This window comes from Vibrio sp. V15_P4S5T153, from assembly GCF_963874485.1.
Lineage (GTDB): Bacteria > Pseudomonadota > Gammaproteobacteria > Enterobacterales > Vibrionaceae > Vibrio > Vibrio anguillarum.
On sequence record NZ_CAWNHR010000019.1, the window covers coordinates 47,395 to 63,127 of the forward strand.

General features: G+C 44.7%; 19 protein-coding genes. 16 read left to right on the top strand and 3 right to left on the bottom strand.

Annotated elements, in window-relative coordinates; all coding sequences use genetic code 11:
- Nucleotides 1-32: 32 nt before the first annotated feature.
- Together AACT42_RS18805 and AACT42_RS18810 are read right to left on the bottom strand one after the other, a co-directional pair.
- Nucleotides 33-260 (bottom strand): SlyX family protein, encoded by a 228-nt coding sequence (locus AACT42_RS18805; protein WP_010318937.1) that lies wholly within the window; start codon nucleotides 258-260, stop codon nucleotides 33-35.
- 2 nt (nucleotides 261-262) lie between these two features.
- Nucleotides 263-1,243 carry a WD40 repeat domain-containing protein gene (locus AACT42_RS18810; protein WP_026027456.1) on the bottom strand — a complete coding sequence of 327 codons (981 nt, stop codon included), beginning with the start codon at nucleotides 1,241-1,243 and terminating at the stop codon, nucleotides 263-265.
- A 139-nt stretch (nucleotides 1,244-1,382) separates the two neighbouring features.
- On the opposite strand from AACT42_RS18810, the gene fkpA reads away from it, so the two are divergent.
- From fkpA to rplI, 13 genes are all read left to right on the top strand, one after another.
- Nucleotides 1,383-2,171, top strand: coding sequence for an FKBP-type peptidyl-prolyl cis-trans isomerase (gene fkpA / locus AACT42_RS18815; protein WP_010318935.1), 789 nt, complete (start codon nucleotides 1,383-1,385; stop codon nucleotides 2,169-2,171).
- 185 nt (nucleotides 2,172-2,356) lie between these two features.
- A complete protein-coding gene (locus AACT42_RS18820; RefSeq protein ID WP_013857924.1) occupies nucleotides 2,357-3,076 on the top strand; it encodes a helix-turn-helix transcriptional regulator in 720 nt (239 codons plus the stop codon).
- Nucleotides 3,070-3,474, top strand: coding sequence for a sulfurtransferase complex subunit TusD (gene tusD / locus AACT42_RS18825; RefSeq protein WP_094129258.1), 405 nt, complete (start codon nucleotides 3,070-3,072; stop codon nucleotides 3,472-3,474). The genes AACT42_RS18820 and tusD overlap by 7 nt, the downstream gene beginning before the upstream one ends.
- Entirely contained in the window at nucleotides 3,471-3,827 is a 357-nt protein-coding gene (gene tusC / locus AACT42_RS18830) for a sulfurtransferase complex subunit TusC (RefSeq protein WP_064624234.1), read from the top strand. The genes tusD and tusC overlap by 4 nt, the downstream gene beginning before the upstream one ends.
- Before the next feature lie 9 nt (nucleotides 3,828-3,836).
- On the top strand, nucleotides 3,837-4,112 hold the full coding sequence (gene tusB / locus AACT42_RS18835; protein ID WP_064624236.1) for a sulfurtransferase complex subunit TusB: 276 nt from the start codon (nucleotides 3,837-3,839) through the stop codon (nucleotides 4,110-4,112).
- Nucleotides 4,113-4,294: 182 nt separating this feature from the next.
- Entirely contained in the window at nucleotides 4,295-4,669 is a 375-nt protein-coding gene (rpsL, locus tag AACT42_RS18840; RefSeq protein WP_010318930.1) for a 30S ribosomal protein S12, read from the top strand.
- Between the two features lie 96 nt (nucleotides 4,670-4,765).
- Nucleotides 4,766-5,236 carry a 30S ribosomal protein S7 gene (gene rpsG, locus AACT42_RS18845; protein ID WP_013857921.1) on the top strand — a complete coding sequence of 157 codons (471 nt, stop codon included), beginning with the start codon at nucleotides 4,766-4,768 and terminating at the stop codon, nucleotides 5,234-5,236.
- A gap of 75 nt (nucleotides 5,237-5,311) precedes the next feature.
- A complete protein-coding gene (gene fusA, locus AACT42_RS18850; protein ID WP_010318928.1) occupies nucleotides 5,312-7,408 on the top strand; it encodes an elongation factor G in 2,097 nt (698 codons plus the stop codon).
- 123 nt (nucleotides 7,409-7,531) lie between these two features.
- Nucleotides 7,532-8,716 (top strand): elongation factor Tu, encoded by a 1,185-nt coding sequence (gene tuf, locus AACT42_RS18855; RefSeq protein WP_013857920.1) that lies wholly within the window; start codon nucleotides 7,532-7,534, stop codon nucleotides 8,714-8,716.
- A 211-nt stretch (nucleotides 8,717-8,927) separates the two neighbouring features.
- On the top strand, nucleotides 8,928-9,296 hold the full coding sequence (rpsF, locus tag AACT42_RS18860; RefSeq protein WP_013857919.1) for a 30S ribosomal protein S6: 369 nt from the start codon (nucleotides 8,928-8,930) through the stop codon (nucleotides 9,294-9,296).
- Between the two features lie 8 nt (nucleotides 9,297-9,304).
- Nucleotides 9,305-9,607: a primosomal replication protein N gene (priB, locus tag AACT42_RS18865; protein WP_026027846.1), complete on the top strand. Its 303-nt coding sequence runs from the start codon at nucleotides 9,305-9,307 to the stop codon at nucleotides 9,605-9,607.
- A 16-nt stretch (nucleotides 9,608-9,623) separates the two neighbouring features.
- A complete protein-coding gene (gene rpsR / locus AACT42_RS18870) occupies nucleotides 9,624-9,851 on the top strand; it encodes a 30S ribosomal protein S18 (protein ID WP_000090472.1) in 228 nt (75 codons plus the stop codon).
- A 33-nt stretch (nucleotides 9,852-9,884) separates the two neighbouring features.
- Nucleotides 9,885-10,334, top strand: coding sequence for a 50S ribosomal protein L9 (rplI, locus tag AACT42_RS18875; protein ID WP_013857917.1), 450 nt, complete (start codon nucleotides 9,885-9,887; stop codon nucleotides 10,332-10,334).
- A gap of 65 nt (nucleotides 10,335-10,399) precedes the next feature.
- Here rplI and AACT42_RS18880 read toward each other — a convergent pair whose 3' ends face one another.
- Nucleotides 10,400-11,164, bottom strand: a complete 765-nt coding sequence (locus tag AACT42_RS18880) for a DUF481 domain-containing protein (protein ID WP_094133446.1) — start codon at nucleotides 11,162-11,164, stop codon at nucleotides 10,400-10,402.
- A gap of 174 nt (nucleotides 11,165-11,338) precedes the next feature.
- On the opposite strand from AACT42_RS18880, the gene AACT42_RS18885 reads away from it, so the two are divergent.
- From AACT42_RS18885 to pgi, 3 genes are all read left to right on the top strand, one after another.
- Nucleotides 11,339-12,745, top strand: a complete 1,407-nt coding sequence (locus tag AACT42_RS18885) for a replicative DNA helicase (RefSeq protein ID WP_013857915.1) — start codon at nucleotides 11,339-11,341, stop codon at nucleotides 12,743-12,745.
- A 13-nt stretch (nucleotides 12,746-12,758) separates the two neighbouring features.
- Entirely contained in the window at nucleotides 12,759-13,832 is a 1,074-nt protein-coding gene (gene alr, locus AACT42_RS18890; RefSeq protein WP_197056815.1) for an alanine racemase, read from the top strand.
- A gap of 221 nt (nucleotides 13,833-14,053) precedes the next feature.
- Nucleotides 14,054-15,706: a glucose-6-phosphate isomerase gene (pgi, locus tag AACT42_RS18895; protein WP_029388348.1), complete on the top strand. Its 1,653-nt coding sequence runs from the start codon at nucleotides 14,054-14,056 to the stop codon at nucleotides 15,704-15,706.
- The last annotated feature ends 27 nt before the right edge of the window (nucleotides 15,707-15,733 follow it).

The window sequence follows — 15,733 nt, forward strand, 5'->3', positions numbered from 1 at the left end:
CACTATCATCACTATCATCACTATCATCACTATCAATAGTGAGGTGGTGGAGTCTCTTCTGATGGATCCGCTAAATGTGAGGCATCCATATTTTTGACTTTACCAGCCACATATTTCATTTGGTCTTGCATTTTCGTTAGCATGAGCTGCTGTGTTGATAATGCTTGATTGAGTTCATCAATGGTTTGTTCTTGGAAAGCAAGTTGGCATTCCAAGTCACTAACACGCTGTTCTAATTGCTGAATATACTTATCGTTCATAATTAATCGTCGAGTTTCCAAGCTTGAGCAATACCTGCAGAGCTTCCGGTAATAATTCGTTGCTGATGATCAAAGGCCGCATCATACACCACCGCAGTGGGTGGGCGAGCATCTTTTAGCGGTTCTACTTCGAATCCTTGCTGTTTTTTACCACTTTGAGTATCCCAAACCGCGACTTGGCTTGAAGGATTCCCTGTCACAAGCAACCTGCCATCATCGGAAAAACGCGCCGTAGAGAAAATCAATTGTCGTGAAAAACTGCGCAATTTCGCCTGTTCCTTACCCGAGGAGAGATCCCAAATAATGGATTGATTACCACCATCGGAGGTAAAGGCTAATTTTCCCTCTCGCTGCAGCGCTACTCGATTCACCCGCTGCTCATGTTCAAACGATCGTAAAATTTGCCCACTTTGCGTATCCCAAAGGTAGGCAAAATAATCATTACCTCCCGTCAGAGCAAAGCGGCCATTGGGCGATAGGGCGACAGAATTGACTTTTTCTCGATGAGCAAGGAACTCTAGTCGACGTCCAGTGACTAAATCGACGTAAATCGCTTTACCATTGGATAAACCGAGTAGAACTTGTTTTCCGTTATTGGCAATGTCAATGTCTCGGATCAGCCCATCGGAGATGGACCACAAACCTTGAGCTTGTGTCCAACCTAAGTCCCATACGGCAAAGTTAATTTGGCTAGCGGTCACGGCAAAACGGCCATTATCGGAGAGTCGAATATGAGAAACGGTATTGGCTTGTGGGTCTTGAGGTCCCAATTCGGCTAAGGTTTTGTTTTGTTCAAGATCCCATAGAACGAGTTGTCTTTGTTTGGAATAGAGTAGCGCAAAACGACCATCGCGGCTTAAACCGAAACTGGTCGAACCGTTTGGTTCTATATCCCAACGTTGTACATCGCTGTTAGAGAAAAAACAGCCATTTAACATCAAGATGACAATGCAACCTAGGATTGAATGAGAAATTATTCGCATCAAGTCTAATTATCCGCTTTGAGTGTAAAGACAATCTATCAACATATCGCTATATTGGTACAACTCTGTTTAGCGCACCAGTTTTTCACCGAAATTTGTGCGTAATAACAAAAGGTTTGCCTACAAATTGGAGAAATAAATGAAATCATTGTTTAAAGTGTCACTGCTTGCGGCAACCGTCATGCTTGCAGTTGGCTGCCAGAAAGATGAAGCCCCGAAAACTGAAGCAGCACCTGCAGCAGAACAAGTACAAACGGAAGCGGGAAAAACGGTTCACTTTAAAACAGAAGATGACAAAGCGGCTTACGCGATTGGCGTCTCTTTTGCAAATTATCTCAGCACCAGTATTGAGAAACCAGCCGAAATTGGTATCAATCTGAATAAAGATCTGGTTCTAAAAGGGATTGAACATGTCTTCGCGGGCAATGCTGAGTTGAGTGAAGAAGAGACACGCGCAGCGCTAGAAGCTCTAGATAAACGCGTTTCTGAAACCATGCAAGCAAAAGCCGCTGAAAAAGCGGCTGCTGCTGAAAAAGCTGGTGATGAATTCCGCGCTGAATTTGAAAAACAAGATGGCGTAAAGAAAACTGAATCTGGTTTACTGTACCAAGTACTGACGCCAGCAAAAGGTGAGTCACCAAAAGAGACCGATACTGTTCAAGTGCATTACAAAGGGACACTGGCTGACGGTACTCAATTTGATAGCTCGTATGATCGTGGTGAGCCAGCGACATTCCCACTCAATCGGGTTATTCCTGGTTGGACAGAAGGTGTGCAACTGATGCAAGTGGGAGCAAAATACAAGTTTGTTATCCCGCCGCAACTGGCTTACGGTGAGCAAGACACACCGACTATTCCAGCAAACTCAACACTTGTGTTTGAAGTGGAGTTGCTAAAAATTGATAACGGTAGCGATGCGGCTAAATAATATCAGCCATTGTTGAACCGTTGTAACCAGCTCAAAGGCCTGATGAATCAGGCCTTTTCTGTCTCTAACGACTCACTAATTAGTTGTCCTAAATCACTTGTTAGTGACTTAACAGAGTTTTCGATTAAAATTTTCTGATAAACTTACGTCAATTTGTTGATTTTTCGCTCTAAGGCTAGATAACAGTGACAACGACAGAAACTCTAAACGCGGATATGTTGCTTGAAATGGAATCCGTGCACGTGATGCCATTTAGTGATCACGATAAAATCATTCTTCGATCTTATGAAGCTGTGGTTGACGGTATCGCCAGCCTGATTGGCCCTTTTTGTGAGATCGTTTTGCACTCATTAGAAGATCTCAATACCTCGGCGATTAAAATTGCCAATGGTGAAAACACGGGACGTCAAGTGGGTTCCCCGATCACTGATCTTGCACTGCGTATGTTGAAAGACATTGAAGGATCGGAGCGTAACTTCTCACGATCGTATTTCTCTCGCGCCAAGGGTGGTGTGTTGATGAAATCGATTACGGTCGCGATTCGTAATGGTGATAACCGAGTCATTGGCTTACTTTGTATCAACGTCAATTTAGATGCTCCGTTCTCACAAGTTCTGCAATCATTCATGCCGACTCAGGAAGCCCAGGAAGCCGCCTCATCGGTTAACTTTGCCAGTGATGTAGAAGAGCTGGTGGATCAGACGGTAGAGCGTACCATCGAAGAGATCAACGCCGATAAATCAGTGTCTAACAATACCAAGAACCGTCAGATCGTGATGGAGCTGTATGACAAAGGCATTTTTGACATCAAAGATGCGATTAACCGCGTAGCTGATCGGCTCAATATCTCTAAACATACTGTCTATCTCTACATTCGCCAACGCAAGACCGGAGATGAATGTTAGTGGAGCCAGTATTGAGTTACACATTATTGGTCAATGGCTCAGTGTATGGCACACAGGCAGCGCGTAGTGCTTATCTGTTTGCCTGTGCATTGTTAGAAAAAGGGCATTCACTCAAGCAAGTATTTTTTTATCAAGATGGTGTTTTCAATGGCTCTGCGATCACCGCGCCTGCGAACGATGAGTTTGATCTTGTGAAAGCATGGCAGAGGCTAGCTACTGAACACCATGTACGCTTAGAAACCTGTGTTGCTGCAGCGTTGCGTCGTGGCATCATCAGTGAAAATGAAGCTCAGCAACACCAGCTCACTGCGCATAATTTGGCACAAGGTTTTGCTCAAACTGGGTTAGGAAGTTTGGCTGAAGCGTTATTGACTCAAGATCGAGTGGTACAGTTTTGAAAAAAATCGGTTTTGTTTTTCATTCTTCGCCTCATTCTAGTTCGGCTGGAAGAGAAGGGCTGGATGCTGTACTGGCAGCCTCTGCCTATTGTGATGCGATCTCGCTCTTTTTTGTTGGGTTTGGGGTGACGCAAATCGTTGCCAACCAATCACCGCAACAACTGCTTAGCCGTGACTACATCAGTGCGTTTAAACTGCTTGAGTTATACGATATTGAACACCTTTATCTGTGTGAGCAAAGCGTTGAAGAGTTGGGGTTAGCATCGGCTCAATGGGTAATTGATGTTGAAAAAAAATCGCCTCAGCAAATCGCTCAGTTACTTCACGAGTGCGATCAAGTACTAACTTTCTAAGGTGTACCTATGCTGCATATTGTAAAAGACACGGCAAAACTGGCCTTAGCGCAGCGTTATTGTTTGGCTGAGGATAGTATTATCTTGGTTGAAGAAGCGGTTTATATGAGTAACCCTAGTGCGGGCTCTTTTTTACTACTCGACGATCTGAACAGGGTTTATGTCTTACTTGAGGATCTCTGCGCGCGTGGGGTGCAGGATCTCTGCTCAGTACAAATTACCAAAGTGGATTTCTCTGGTTTGGTTGAGCTTACTACTAATCATGAAAAATCAATCACTTGGTAGATTTTCTTATCATGATTATCCCTCTGTTACCCACCCTTTACTTATGGTGGTTAAAAAAGATCTGTATATTTCTTGACACACCTCTCACTGCTGCATAGAATTTTGCGTCCCTATTTGTACTAAGTGCACTAGGGACTAGATTTTTCACAAAGCTTACTTTAAGTAAATTCAGGAGCTAGTTAATGGCAACTATTAACCAGTTGGTCCGCAATCCTCGTGTAAAGCAAGTTGTTAAAAGCAACGTGCCAGCACTAGAAGCGTGCCCACAAAAACGTGGTGTATGTACACGTGTTTACACTACTACACCTAAAAAACCTAACTCAGCACTTCGTAAAGTATGTCGTGTTCGTCTAACGAACGGCTTCGAAGTGACTTCGTACATCGGCGGTGAAGGTCACAACCTTCAAGAGCACTCAGTTGTTCTTATCCGTGGCGGTCGTGTAAAAGACCTTCCAGGTGTGCGTTACCACACAATCCGTGGCGCACTTGACTGTGCAGGCGTAAACGACCGTAAACAAGCTCGTTCTAAATACGGTGTGAAACGTCCTAAATCTTAATGGATTTCCGTTAAGTAAGGCCAAACACTAAATTATTTAATTTTTGAAGAAACTGAAAAGTTTTGGATAACCTGAAAAAGACAACGGAGAATATCCATGCCACGTCGTCGCGTTATTGGTCAGCGTAAGATCCTTCCAGATCCAAAGTTCAAGTCTGAACTGCTGGCAAAATTCGTTAACATTCTTATGGTTGACGGTAAAAAATCTACTGCAGAGAAAATTGTTTACACTGCACTAGACACTATGGCTGAGAAATCTGGCAAAGGTCACTTAGCTGTATTTGAAGAAGCTCTTGAAAACGTACGTCCAGCGGTCGAAGTTAAATCTCGCCGCGTGGGTGGTTCAACTTACCAAGTGCCAGTAGAAGTACGTCCGGTTCGCCGTAACGCACTTGCTATGCGTTGGGTAGTTGATGCTGCGCGTAAGCGTGGTGAAAAATCTATGGCTGCTCGCCTAGCTGCTGAAATGCTAGACGCGTCAGAAAATAAAGGTACTGCTGTTAAGAAACGTGAAGACGTTCACCGTATGGCAGAAGCGAACAAAGCATTCGCTCATTACCGCTGGTAATACCTTCTGTGCTGCGAGGTTCTCTCGCAGCACATTTTCATACTCTAAGGATTACCTTAGTAAGAGGATACAATCGTGGCTCGGAAAACTCCTATTGAGCGCTACCGCAACATCGGTATCTGTGCTCACGTAGATGCAGGTAAAACAACCACTACTGAGCGTATTCTGTTCTACACTGGCCTTTCTCACAAAATCGGCGAAGTTCACGATGGTGCTGCAACCATGGACTGGATGGAGCAGGAGCAAGAACGTGGTATCACTATAACTTCTGCTGCTACGACAACCTTCTGGCGTGGTATGGAAGCACAGTTCCAAGATCATCGCGTAAACATCATTGATACCCCAGGACACGTTGACTTTACAATTGAAGTAGAGCGTTCACTTCGTGTGCTTGATGGTGCTGTGGTTGTATTCTGTGGCTCATCTGGTGTTGAACCCCAGTCTGAAACTGTATGGCGTCAAGCTGACAAATACGGTGTTCCTCGCATGGTGTTCGTTAATAAAATGGACCGTGCTGGCGCAGACTTTTTACGCGTTGTAAACCAAATTAAACATCGTCTTGGTGCGACTCCTGTTCCTATTCAATTAAATATTGGTGCGGAAGAAGAGTTCAAAGGTGTCATCGACCTTATCAAGATGAAAGCCATCAACTGGAATGAAGCCGATCAAGGCATGACGTTTACTTACGAAGACATTCCAGAAGATATGCTTGAGTTGGCCGAAGAATGGCACAACAACCTAGTAGAAGCGGCAGCGGAAGCTAGTGAAGAGTTAATGGAAAAGTATCTTGAAGACGGCGAGCTGACAGAAGCGGAAATCAAACAAGCGCTACGGACTCGTACTATTAACAATGAAATCGTATTGGCCACTTGTGGTAGTGCCTTTAAAAATAAAGGCGTACAAGCGGTATTGGATGCAGTTGTTGAATATTTGCCTTCACCGGTAGATGTACCAGCCATTAAAGGCGTGGATGAAAACGAGAACGAAGTAGAACGTCACGCTGACGACAACGAACCTTTCTCGGCACTTGCATTTAAGATTGCCACTGACCCATTTGTTGGGACATTGACTTTCATGCGTGTTTACTCTGGTGTGGTGAACTCTGGCGATGCCGTTTACAACTCAGTGAAACAGAAAAAAGAACGTTTTGGTCGTATCGTACAGATGCATGCCAACAAACGTGAAGAGATTAAAGAAGTTCGTGCTGGCGATATTGCGGCTGCGATCGGCTTAAAAGATGTCACGACAGGCGATACGCTGTGTAACCCAGACCACAAAGTGGTTCTTGAGCGCATGGAATTCCCTGAGCCAGTGATTCAAATTGCGGTAGAGCCTCGCTCTAAAGCTGACCAAGAAAAAATGGGTATTGCGCTAGGTAAACTGGCGGCAGAAGACCCATCTTTCCGTGTCGAAACCGATAAGGAAACAGGTCAAACGTTGATCTCTGGTATGGGTGAGCTTCACCTAGACATCATTGTTGATCGCATGAAGCGTGAGTTCAGTGTGGACTGTAACGTTGGTAAACCACAAGTGGCTTACCGCGAAACTATCCGTGGAAAAGCGGAAGTAGAAGGCAAGTTCGTTCGTCAATCTGGTGGTCGTGGTCAATATGGTCACGTTTGGCTTAAGATTGAACCTGCGGAACTCGGCGAAGGCTTTGTCTTTGTCGACGAAATCGTTGGTGGTGTGATTCCTAAGGAATACATCAGCTCGGTTGCGAAAGGTATCGAAGAGCAAATGAACAACGGTGTGTTAGCTGGTTATCCGATTCTGGATGTGAAAGCGACATTATTCGATGGTTCATATCATGATGTCGACTCAAGCGAGATGGCGTTTAAGATTGCTGGTTCGATGGCGTTCAAGAAAGGTGCTTTAGAAGCGCAGCCTGTTCTTCTTGAACCAATGATGAAAGTTGAAGTAACTACTCCAGAAGATTGGATGGGTGATGTTGTGGGTGACTTAAACCGTCGTCGCGGCATGATTGAAGGTATGGATGAAGGCCATGCAGGCCTTAAGATTATCCATGCTAGAGTCCCTCTATCGGAAATGTTTGGTTATGCAACAGACTTACGATCTGCCACTCAGGGTCGCGCCTCTTACTCCATGGAGTTTGCAGAGTACGCTGATGTGCCAAAAAATGTTGCAGAAGCAATCATTGCAGAACGTGGTTAACTGTTATTTGTTTAATAACGAATCTATTGCGCTGATGAGAGTTGGCGCATAAAATAGCAATTTCTGGCGCGTCTTGAGCTATATGTGACTCAAGACGAATCATAACTAGGAAGGAACACGATCGTGTCTAAAGCAAAATTTGAACGTACGAAACCGCACGTAAACGTTGGTACTATCGGCCACGTTGACCACGGTAAAACAACTCTAACTGCTGCTATCTGTACTACACTTGCAAAAGTGTACGGTGGTGAAGCGAAAGACTTCGCATCTATCGATAACGCTCCAGAAGAGCGCGAGCGCGGTATTACAATCAATACTTCTCACGTAGAGTACGATACACCAGCACGCCACTACGCACACGTAGACTGCCCAGGACACGCTGACTATGTTAAAAACATGATCACAGGTGCTGCGCAAATGGACGGCGGTATCCTAGTTGTTGCTGCAACAGATGGCCCAATGCCACAAACTCGTGAGCACATCCTACTTGGTCGCCAAGTTGGTATTCCTTACATCATCGTATTCATGAACAAATGTGACATGGTTGATGATGAAGAGCTTCTAGAGCTAGTAGAAATGGAAGTTCGTGAGCTTCTATCTGAGTACGATTTCCCAGGTGATGACCTACCAGTTATCCAAGGTTCTGCACTAGGCGCACTAAACGGCGAAGAGCAGTGGGAAGCGAAAATCATTGAACTTGCTGAAGCGCTAGACACTTACATTCCAGAGCCTGAGCGTGCAGTAGACCAAGCATTCCTACTACCAATCGAAGACGTATTCTCAATCCAAGGTCGTGGTACAGTAGTAACTGGCCGTATCGAGCGCGGTATCCTACGTGTAGGTGACGAAGTTGCGATCATTGGTATCAAAGACACAATCACAACGACTTGTACAGGTGTTGAGATGTTCCGTAAGCTGCTTGACGAAGGTCGTGCAGGTGAGAACGTTGGTGCACTTCTACGTGGTACTAAACGTGATGAAGTAGAACGTGGTCAAGTATTAGCGAAACCAGGTTCAATCACTCCACACACTAAGTTCGAGTCAGAAGTGTACGTATTGTCTAAAGATGAAGGCGGCCGTCATACTCCGTTCTTCAAAGGCTACCGTCCACAGTTCTACTTCCGTACAACGGACGTAACAGGCGATATCTCTCTACCAGAAGGCGTAGAGATGGTAATGCCAGGTGACAACATCCAAATGGTTGTAGAGCTAATCGCTCCAATCGCGATGGATGAAGGTCTACGTTTCGCGATCCGTGAAGGCGGTCGTACAGTAGGTGCTGGTGTTGTTGCTAAAGTTATCGCTTAATTTTCGATAATTTATGCACACACTGCATTAAAAAGGGAAGCTTAGGCTTCCCTTTTTGTTTGATGTGACCCTTAGTACATTTCCCTTGCTAATCCTGCTTCGTTTCTGTACTATTTGCCGTCCTTAATTCTCGGTCTTTTTTTTTCGTTCCTTGCTTCCTATGGACGACCGAGCCAAACCTGGAAGCTGAATAATCCGTAAGGAGCAACCGATGCGTCATTATGAAATCGTATTCATGGTGCACCCAGATCAAAGCGAGCAAGTTGCTGGCATGATCGAGCGTTACACTGGTTCTATCACTGAAACTGGCGGTACTATCCACCGTCTAGAAGATTGGGGTCGTCGTCAAATGGCTTACCCAATCAACAAGCTTCACAAAGCTCACTACGTTCTTATGAACGTTGAAGCTGACCAAGCTGTGATTGATGAGCTAGAAACTGCTTTCCGTTTTAACGATGCAGTTCTACGTAACATGATCATGCGTACTAAAGCTGCTATCACCGAGCCATCAATCATGCTGAAAGCTAAAGAAGAGCGTTCTAAGCGTGATGAAACTCGTTTCGATGCAGACGCTGAGTAATTGATTTGATGACCAATCGGATGGAGTTGAGTGGCACTGTCGCAAAACCTCCCATTCGAAGCCAAAGTCCTGCGGGTATTGAACATTGCCGTTTCTGGCTTGAACATCGCTCAACAGTGATAGAAGCTGATTTACCGAGACAAGTCTATTGTCGTATGCCGGTAGTCGTCAGTGGGCAGAGGTCAACGAATCTCACTCAACACTTAGTACAAGGCAGCACCATAACCGTAAGTGGCTTTGTCGCTTACCAAACTAGCCATAATGGCGTAGGTAAATTGGTGCTACATGCCGACCACATTACTCAAATTTAAGATCAGGAGATAGCCCATGGCTCGTTTCTTCCGTCGTCGTAAATTCTGCCGTTTCACTGCAGAAGGCGTACAAGAGATTGATTACAAAGATGTAGCAACTCTTAAAAACTACATAACTGAAGCTGGTAAAATCGTACCTAGCCGTATCACTGGTACTAGCGCTAAATACCAACGTCAGCTAGCTCGTGCAATCAAGCGTTCTCGCTACCTAGCTCTATTGCCATACACTGATAAACATCAGTAATTGGCACCGTTTATTAAGAAAGAGGATTAATCAATGCAAGTTATTCTACTTGATAAAATCGGTAACCTAGGCAGCCTTGGTGACACTGTAAGCGTGAAATCTGGTTATGCTCGTAACTTCCTTATCCCACAAGGTAAGGCTGTAATGGCAACTAAATCTAACGTTGAAATGTTTGAAACTCGTCGTGCTGAACTTGAAGCTAAAGTTGCTGAGCAACTTGTTGCATCTCAAGCTCGTGCTGAACAAGTTAACGCTCTTGAAGCTGTTGTTATTACTTCTAAAGCAGGCGATGAAGGTAAACTATTTGGTTCTATTGGTACTCGTGATATCGCTGACGCTATTACAGCGGCAGGTGTTGCAGTATCTAAGAGCGAAGTTCGTCTACCTGAAGGTGCTCTACGTAACGTAGGTTCTTTCGAAGTGAGCATCCAACTTCACTCAGAAGTGTTTGCAACTGCGAAAATTCAAATCGTTGCTGAATAATTTCAGTCTTCGGATGAATTGAAAACACCAGCCTTGGCTGGTGTTTTTTTTTATCTTCAAACTACCTAGAAACGAAACTGTAAACTAAATGAAGTGACGCTATCGGCTTTACTTAGTCCTGCTGGAACCTTATCGTGGTATTGGCGAGACAAGTTCACTTTCAACGCAATCGAATCAGTAATGTGATTGGTTAAAATGAGTTCGCTATCGGTTCTGATATTACTTTCTCCTGCGACAAGAGTCAGTTCAGAGGAGATGGTTAAATTATCGAAAGTTGCCCAAACACCTTTTAAGTTACCACGAAATATGACTTCTTCGACTGTATTTGCAAATACAATATCTGTACTTGATATCTCATCTAGATTGGGTTTTTGGTAACGAAAACCGGGCCCTATTTCAATCTCTAATAGCAATATGTCGGTATTCATCAATTGGTAACCCATTCCACCAGATAGCGTGTAGTCTTTGAAATAGGCGCTGTATTTCGAATCAACACCGTTAAAGTTTGCGTATAGATAGGCTTTTGAAGCTAACTTATAGTCACTTTGCAGCGAATAGTTTGCCTGCCGCTTATTCTCTTTTCCATTTTTATCAAGACGATACAATTTCCACTCACCATTGGTTCGATGGCGACCTGTTATGTATTCTGTCTTGATTCGTGAATTCAATGACTCTGAATCAGTATTACCTGAGTGGGCTTGGTAACCCAATTCGACTTGGCTATTCCAAGGAGAAGGAACTTCGATTTCCGTATCGTTTTTAAGATCCTCATTAGCATAAGCTGCACTCATCGCGAACAGGCTAAAACTAAGAAACCAAATTTTGGACACGAAGCACCCCTAAAGTGAATAAAAATAGTGGGCGAAATAGTAGGTGTAGGGCGGTTCTGTTTGGTCAGCATGAGGTTAATTCTCTACGAGATAAACACAAAGTTTCGTTTACATAATTACAAATGATCTATTCTGGCTATAATGGTCGGTCATTAGATAGTATTGAGCGAAGTCATGGCTGCACCACGAACAGATCAACGAAATCGTAAACCGTTTGACGCACAAGTCGACGCAATTAAAGTTCCTCCACATTCGATCGAAGCTGAGCAATCAGTGATTGGAGGCTTGCTATTGGATAACGAACGTTGGGATACGGTGGCTGAGCGTGTGGTCAGCAAAGACTTCTATAGCCGTGCGCATCGTTTAATTTTTGATGCAGCTAAATCGATTTTGGAAGCCAGTAAGCCGCTCGATCTTATTACATTATCTGAGTATCTTGAGCGTCGCGAACAGCTGGAAGATGTCGGCGGTTTTGCCTATTTAGCAGACTTGGCGAAAAATACGCCCAGTGCGGCTAATATTAATGCTTATGCTGAAATCGTAGCGGAACGAGCGTTGGTGCGTAACCTTATCGGTGTTGCCAATGAGATTGCGGATGCAGGTTATGATCCGCAAGGGCGCAGTTCGGAAGATTTGCTCGATCTGGCTGAAAGTAAAGTGTTCGCCATTGCTGAGGAGCGTACCAGCGAAAATGAAGGCCCGCAGAATGTTGATTCGATTTTAGAAAGAACTTTAGAGCGTATCGAACTACTGTATAAAACACCACAAGATGGCGTCACGGGCGTGAATACGGGGTTTGCTGATCTCAATAAGAAAACGGCTGGTTTACAAGGTTCTGATTTGATCATTGTAGCTGCTCGCCCTTCTATGGGTAAAACGACGTTTGCCATGAACTTGTGTGAAAACGCGGCCATGGAGCAAGAAAAACCGGTTCTTATCTTCTCTCTTGAGATGCCGGCTGAACAAATCATGATGCGTATGTTGGCATCGCTTTCTCGCGTTGATCAAACCAAAATTCGTACTGGGCAGCTGGATGATGAGGATTGGGCACGAATTTCATCTACCATGGGTATTCTCATGGAAAAGAAAAATATGTACATAGATGATAGCTCAGGCCTAACGCCTACCGAGGTTCGTTCTAGAGCTCGTCGTATTGCGCGCGAGCATGGCGGCTTGTCGCTCATCATGGTCGACTACTTGCAGTTGATGCGAGTTCCTTCGCAATCGGATAACCGTACTTTAGAAATTGCGGAGATCTCTCGCTCGTTAAAAGCACTGGCTAAAGAATTGAATGTGCCCGTGGTGGCTTTATCGCAGCTTAACCGTTCGTTGGAGCAGCGCGCCGATAAACGCCCAGTCAACTCCGACTTGCGTGAATCCGGTTCGATAGAACAAGATGCCGATTTGATCATGTTCATTTATCGCGATGAGGTGTATCACCCTGATAGTTCGTTAAAGGGTATCGCAGAGATTATTATAGGTAAGCAACGTAACGGCCCGATTGGTTCTGTACGGTTGACCTTCCAAGGGCAGTATTCTCGTTTTGACAACTATGCAGGCCCTGCATTTGACGATGAGTAATTTGATGAGCTACATGAAAGCGGCAACCGCCTGCATCGATCTCGATGCGTTAAAGCACAACCTACAGCGAGTAAAACAGCAGGCACCAAACAGTAAAATTATGGCGGTGGTCAAAGCAAATGGTTATGGTCATGGGCTTCGGCATGTTGCGAAACATGCACTGGGCGCGGATGCATTTGGCGTGGCGCGCATTGAAGAAGCGCTGCAACTAAGAGCGAGCGGTGTGGTAAAACCTATCTTGTTGCTTGAAGGTTTTTATTCCCCGATGGATCTTGCCGTATTGGTGACCAATAACATTCAAACCGTTGTTCACTGTGAGGAGCAGTTAGTCGCCTTAGAGCAAGCTCAATTAGATGTCCCAGTCAATGTTTGGTTGAAAATCGATAGCGGAATGCATCGTTTAGGTGTGCGCCCAGAACAATACCCCGATTTTTTAGAACGTTTGCAAGCGTGTAAAAACGTAGTGAAGCCATTGCGTTATATGAGTCATTTTGGTTGTGCCGATGAACTCGATAAATCAACGACTTCTGAGCAAATTGAGCTATTTTTAGCAATGACAAAAGGTCATGAGGGTGAAAGATCACTTGCTGCCTCCGCTGGTTTATTAGCTTGGAAGCACAGCCAGTTAGAGTGGGTTCGCCCAGGTATTATTATGTATGGCGTTTCTCCTTTTGATGATAACTCGGCGCAAGCGCTGGGCTATCAACCTGTAATGACATTAAAATCACACTTGATCGCAGTGCGTGATGTTAAAGCGGGAGAGAGTGTCGGCTACGGTGCCACTTGGACAAGCTTGCGTGACACTAAGGTTGGTGTTATCGCAATTGGCTATGGCGATGGTTATCCTCGCACTGCACCCAATGGAACTCCGGTTGTTGTCAATGGGCGTAAAGTGCCGATTGCAGGGCGAGTTTCAATGGATATGCTTACGGTCGATCTCGGTCCACAAGCCTGCGATAAGGTGGGTGATGAGGTTATTTTATGGGGAAAAGAGCTACCAGCAGAAGAAGTGGCCTCTCACATTGGCACGATCGCTTACGAGTTAGTGACGAAACTCACTTCTCGTGTTGAGATGTCGTATCAATAAAGCCAGAGTATGCACCCATTAGGTTTACCTGACCTAACTCAATATGAGAGCGGGTAAGCTGCGTCATAATGGCGCTCACAAAACGAATAACGACGTGTTGCCTTCCAAATATAGGAAGTCGATACCATTTTCTTTTTTTGCTCAATCGGGGATTCCATCATTTTGAAACAGAGTTTAGGAATGATAGGAATAAAACCTACTGTCACATCGGGATAGATACCATGTTGAAAAATATCAATCCAACGCAAACCAACGCTTGGAAAGCACTGACTGCGCATTTTGAATCAGCGCAAGATATGGACCTTAAATCGCTTTTTGCACAAGATGCACAACGTTTCGATAAATTCTCGACTCGTTTTGGTTCAGATATTCTTGTTGATTACTCAAAAAATTTGATCAACGAAGAGACCTTACAACATTTACAAGCATTGGCGAATGAGACTGAACTAAAGTCAGCCATCGACGCTATGCTGCAAGGCTGTGCGATCAACCAAACTGAAGGCCGTGCCGTACTGCACACTGCGTTACGCAACCGCAGTAACACACCGGTCATGGTTGATGGTGAAGATGTGATGCCAGCCGTGAATGCGGTACTTGAGAAGATGAAATCGTTTTCTGAACGAGTGATTTCTGGTGAATGGAAAGGTTACACTGGTAAAGCGATTACCGATATTGTCAACATTGGTATTGGTGGTTCAGACCTTGGTCCATACATGGTCACAGAAGCACTTGCGCCGTATAAGAATCATCTTAATCTTCATTTCGTTTCTAACGTTGATGGAACACACATCGTTGAAACGTTGAAAAAAGTCAATCCAGAAACCACGCTATTTTTAGTGGCTTCAAAGACGTTTACTACCCAAGAAACCATGACCAATGCACATACGGCTCGTGATTGGTTCTTAGCGGAAGCTGGCGATGAAACTCATGTTGCAAAACACTTTGCGGCGCTGTCGACTAATGCGAAATCAGTCGCTGAGTTTGGTATTGATACAGACAACATGTTCGAATTTTGGGATTGGGTCGGTGGACGCTACTCACTATGGTCAGCGATTGGTCTATCCATTGTATTGGCTGTAGGCTATGACAACTTTGTGGAACTGCTGTCCGGCGCGCATGAGATGGATCAACATTTTGTGGCGACACCTTTTGAGCAAAATATTCCTGTGATCCTAGCCTTGATTGGTATTTGGTATAACAACTTCCACGGCGCCGAATCAGAAGCGATTCTGCCTTATGACCAATACTTACATCGCTTTGCCGCTTATTTCCAACAGGGCAATATGGAATCAAACGGTAAATACGTAGATCGTAACGGTCAAGCGGTAACTTACCAAACGGGTCCAATCATTTGGGGTGAGCCCGGTACTAATGGTCAACACGCCTTTTATCAATTGATCCACCAGGGAACAAAATTAATCCCGTGTGATTTTATTGCGCCAGCGCTCAGCCATAACCCAGCGGGTGATCATCACCAAAAATTGATGTCGAACTTTTTTGCTCAAACAGAAGCGTTAGCGTTTGGAAAAACGCAGCAAACCGTTGAAGCTGAGCTAAAAGCGGCGGGCAAATCAGCACAAGAAATGGCGGCAATCGCACCATTTAAAGTGTTTGAAGGAAACCGCCCAACCAACTCAATCTTAGTTAAGCAGATCACGCCACGCACTTTGGGCAACCTGATTGCGATGTACGAGCATAAAATTTTCGTACAGGGTGTTATTTGGAATATCTTCAGTTTCGATCAATGGGGCGTTGAGCTTGGTAAGCAGTTAGCAAACCAAATTCTGCCTGAGTTAGCCGACGATGCTCAAGTGAGTTCACACGACAGCTCAACCAATGGTTTGATTAACGCGTTTAAGACATTTAAAGCGTAATGCGTCAAAACCTTACTTGGATGTGAG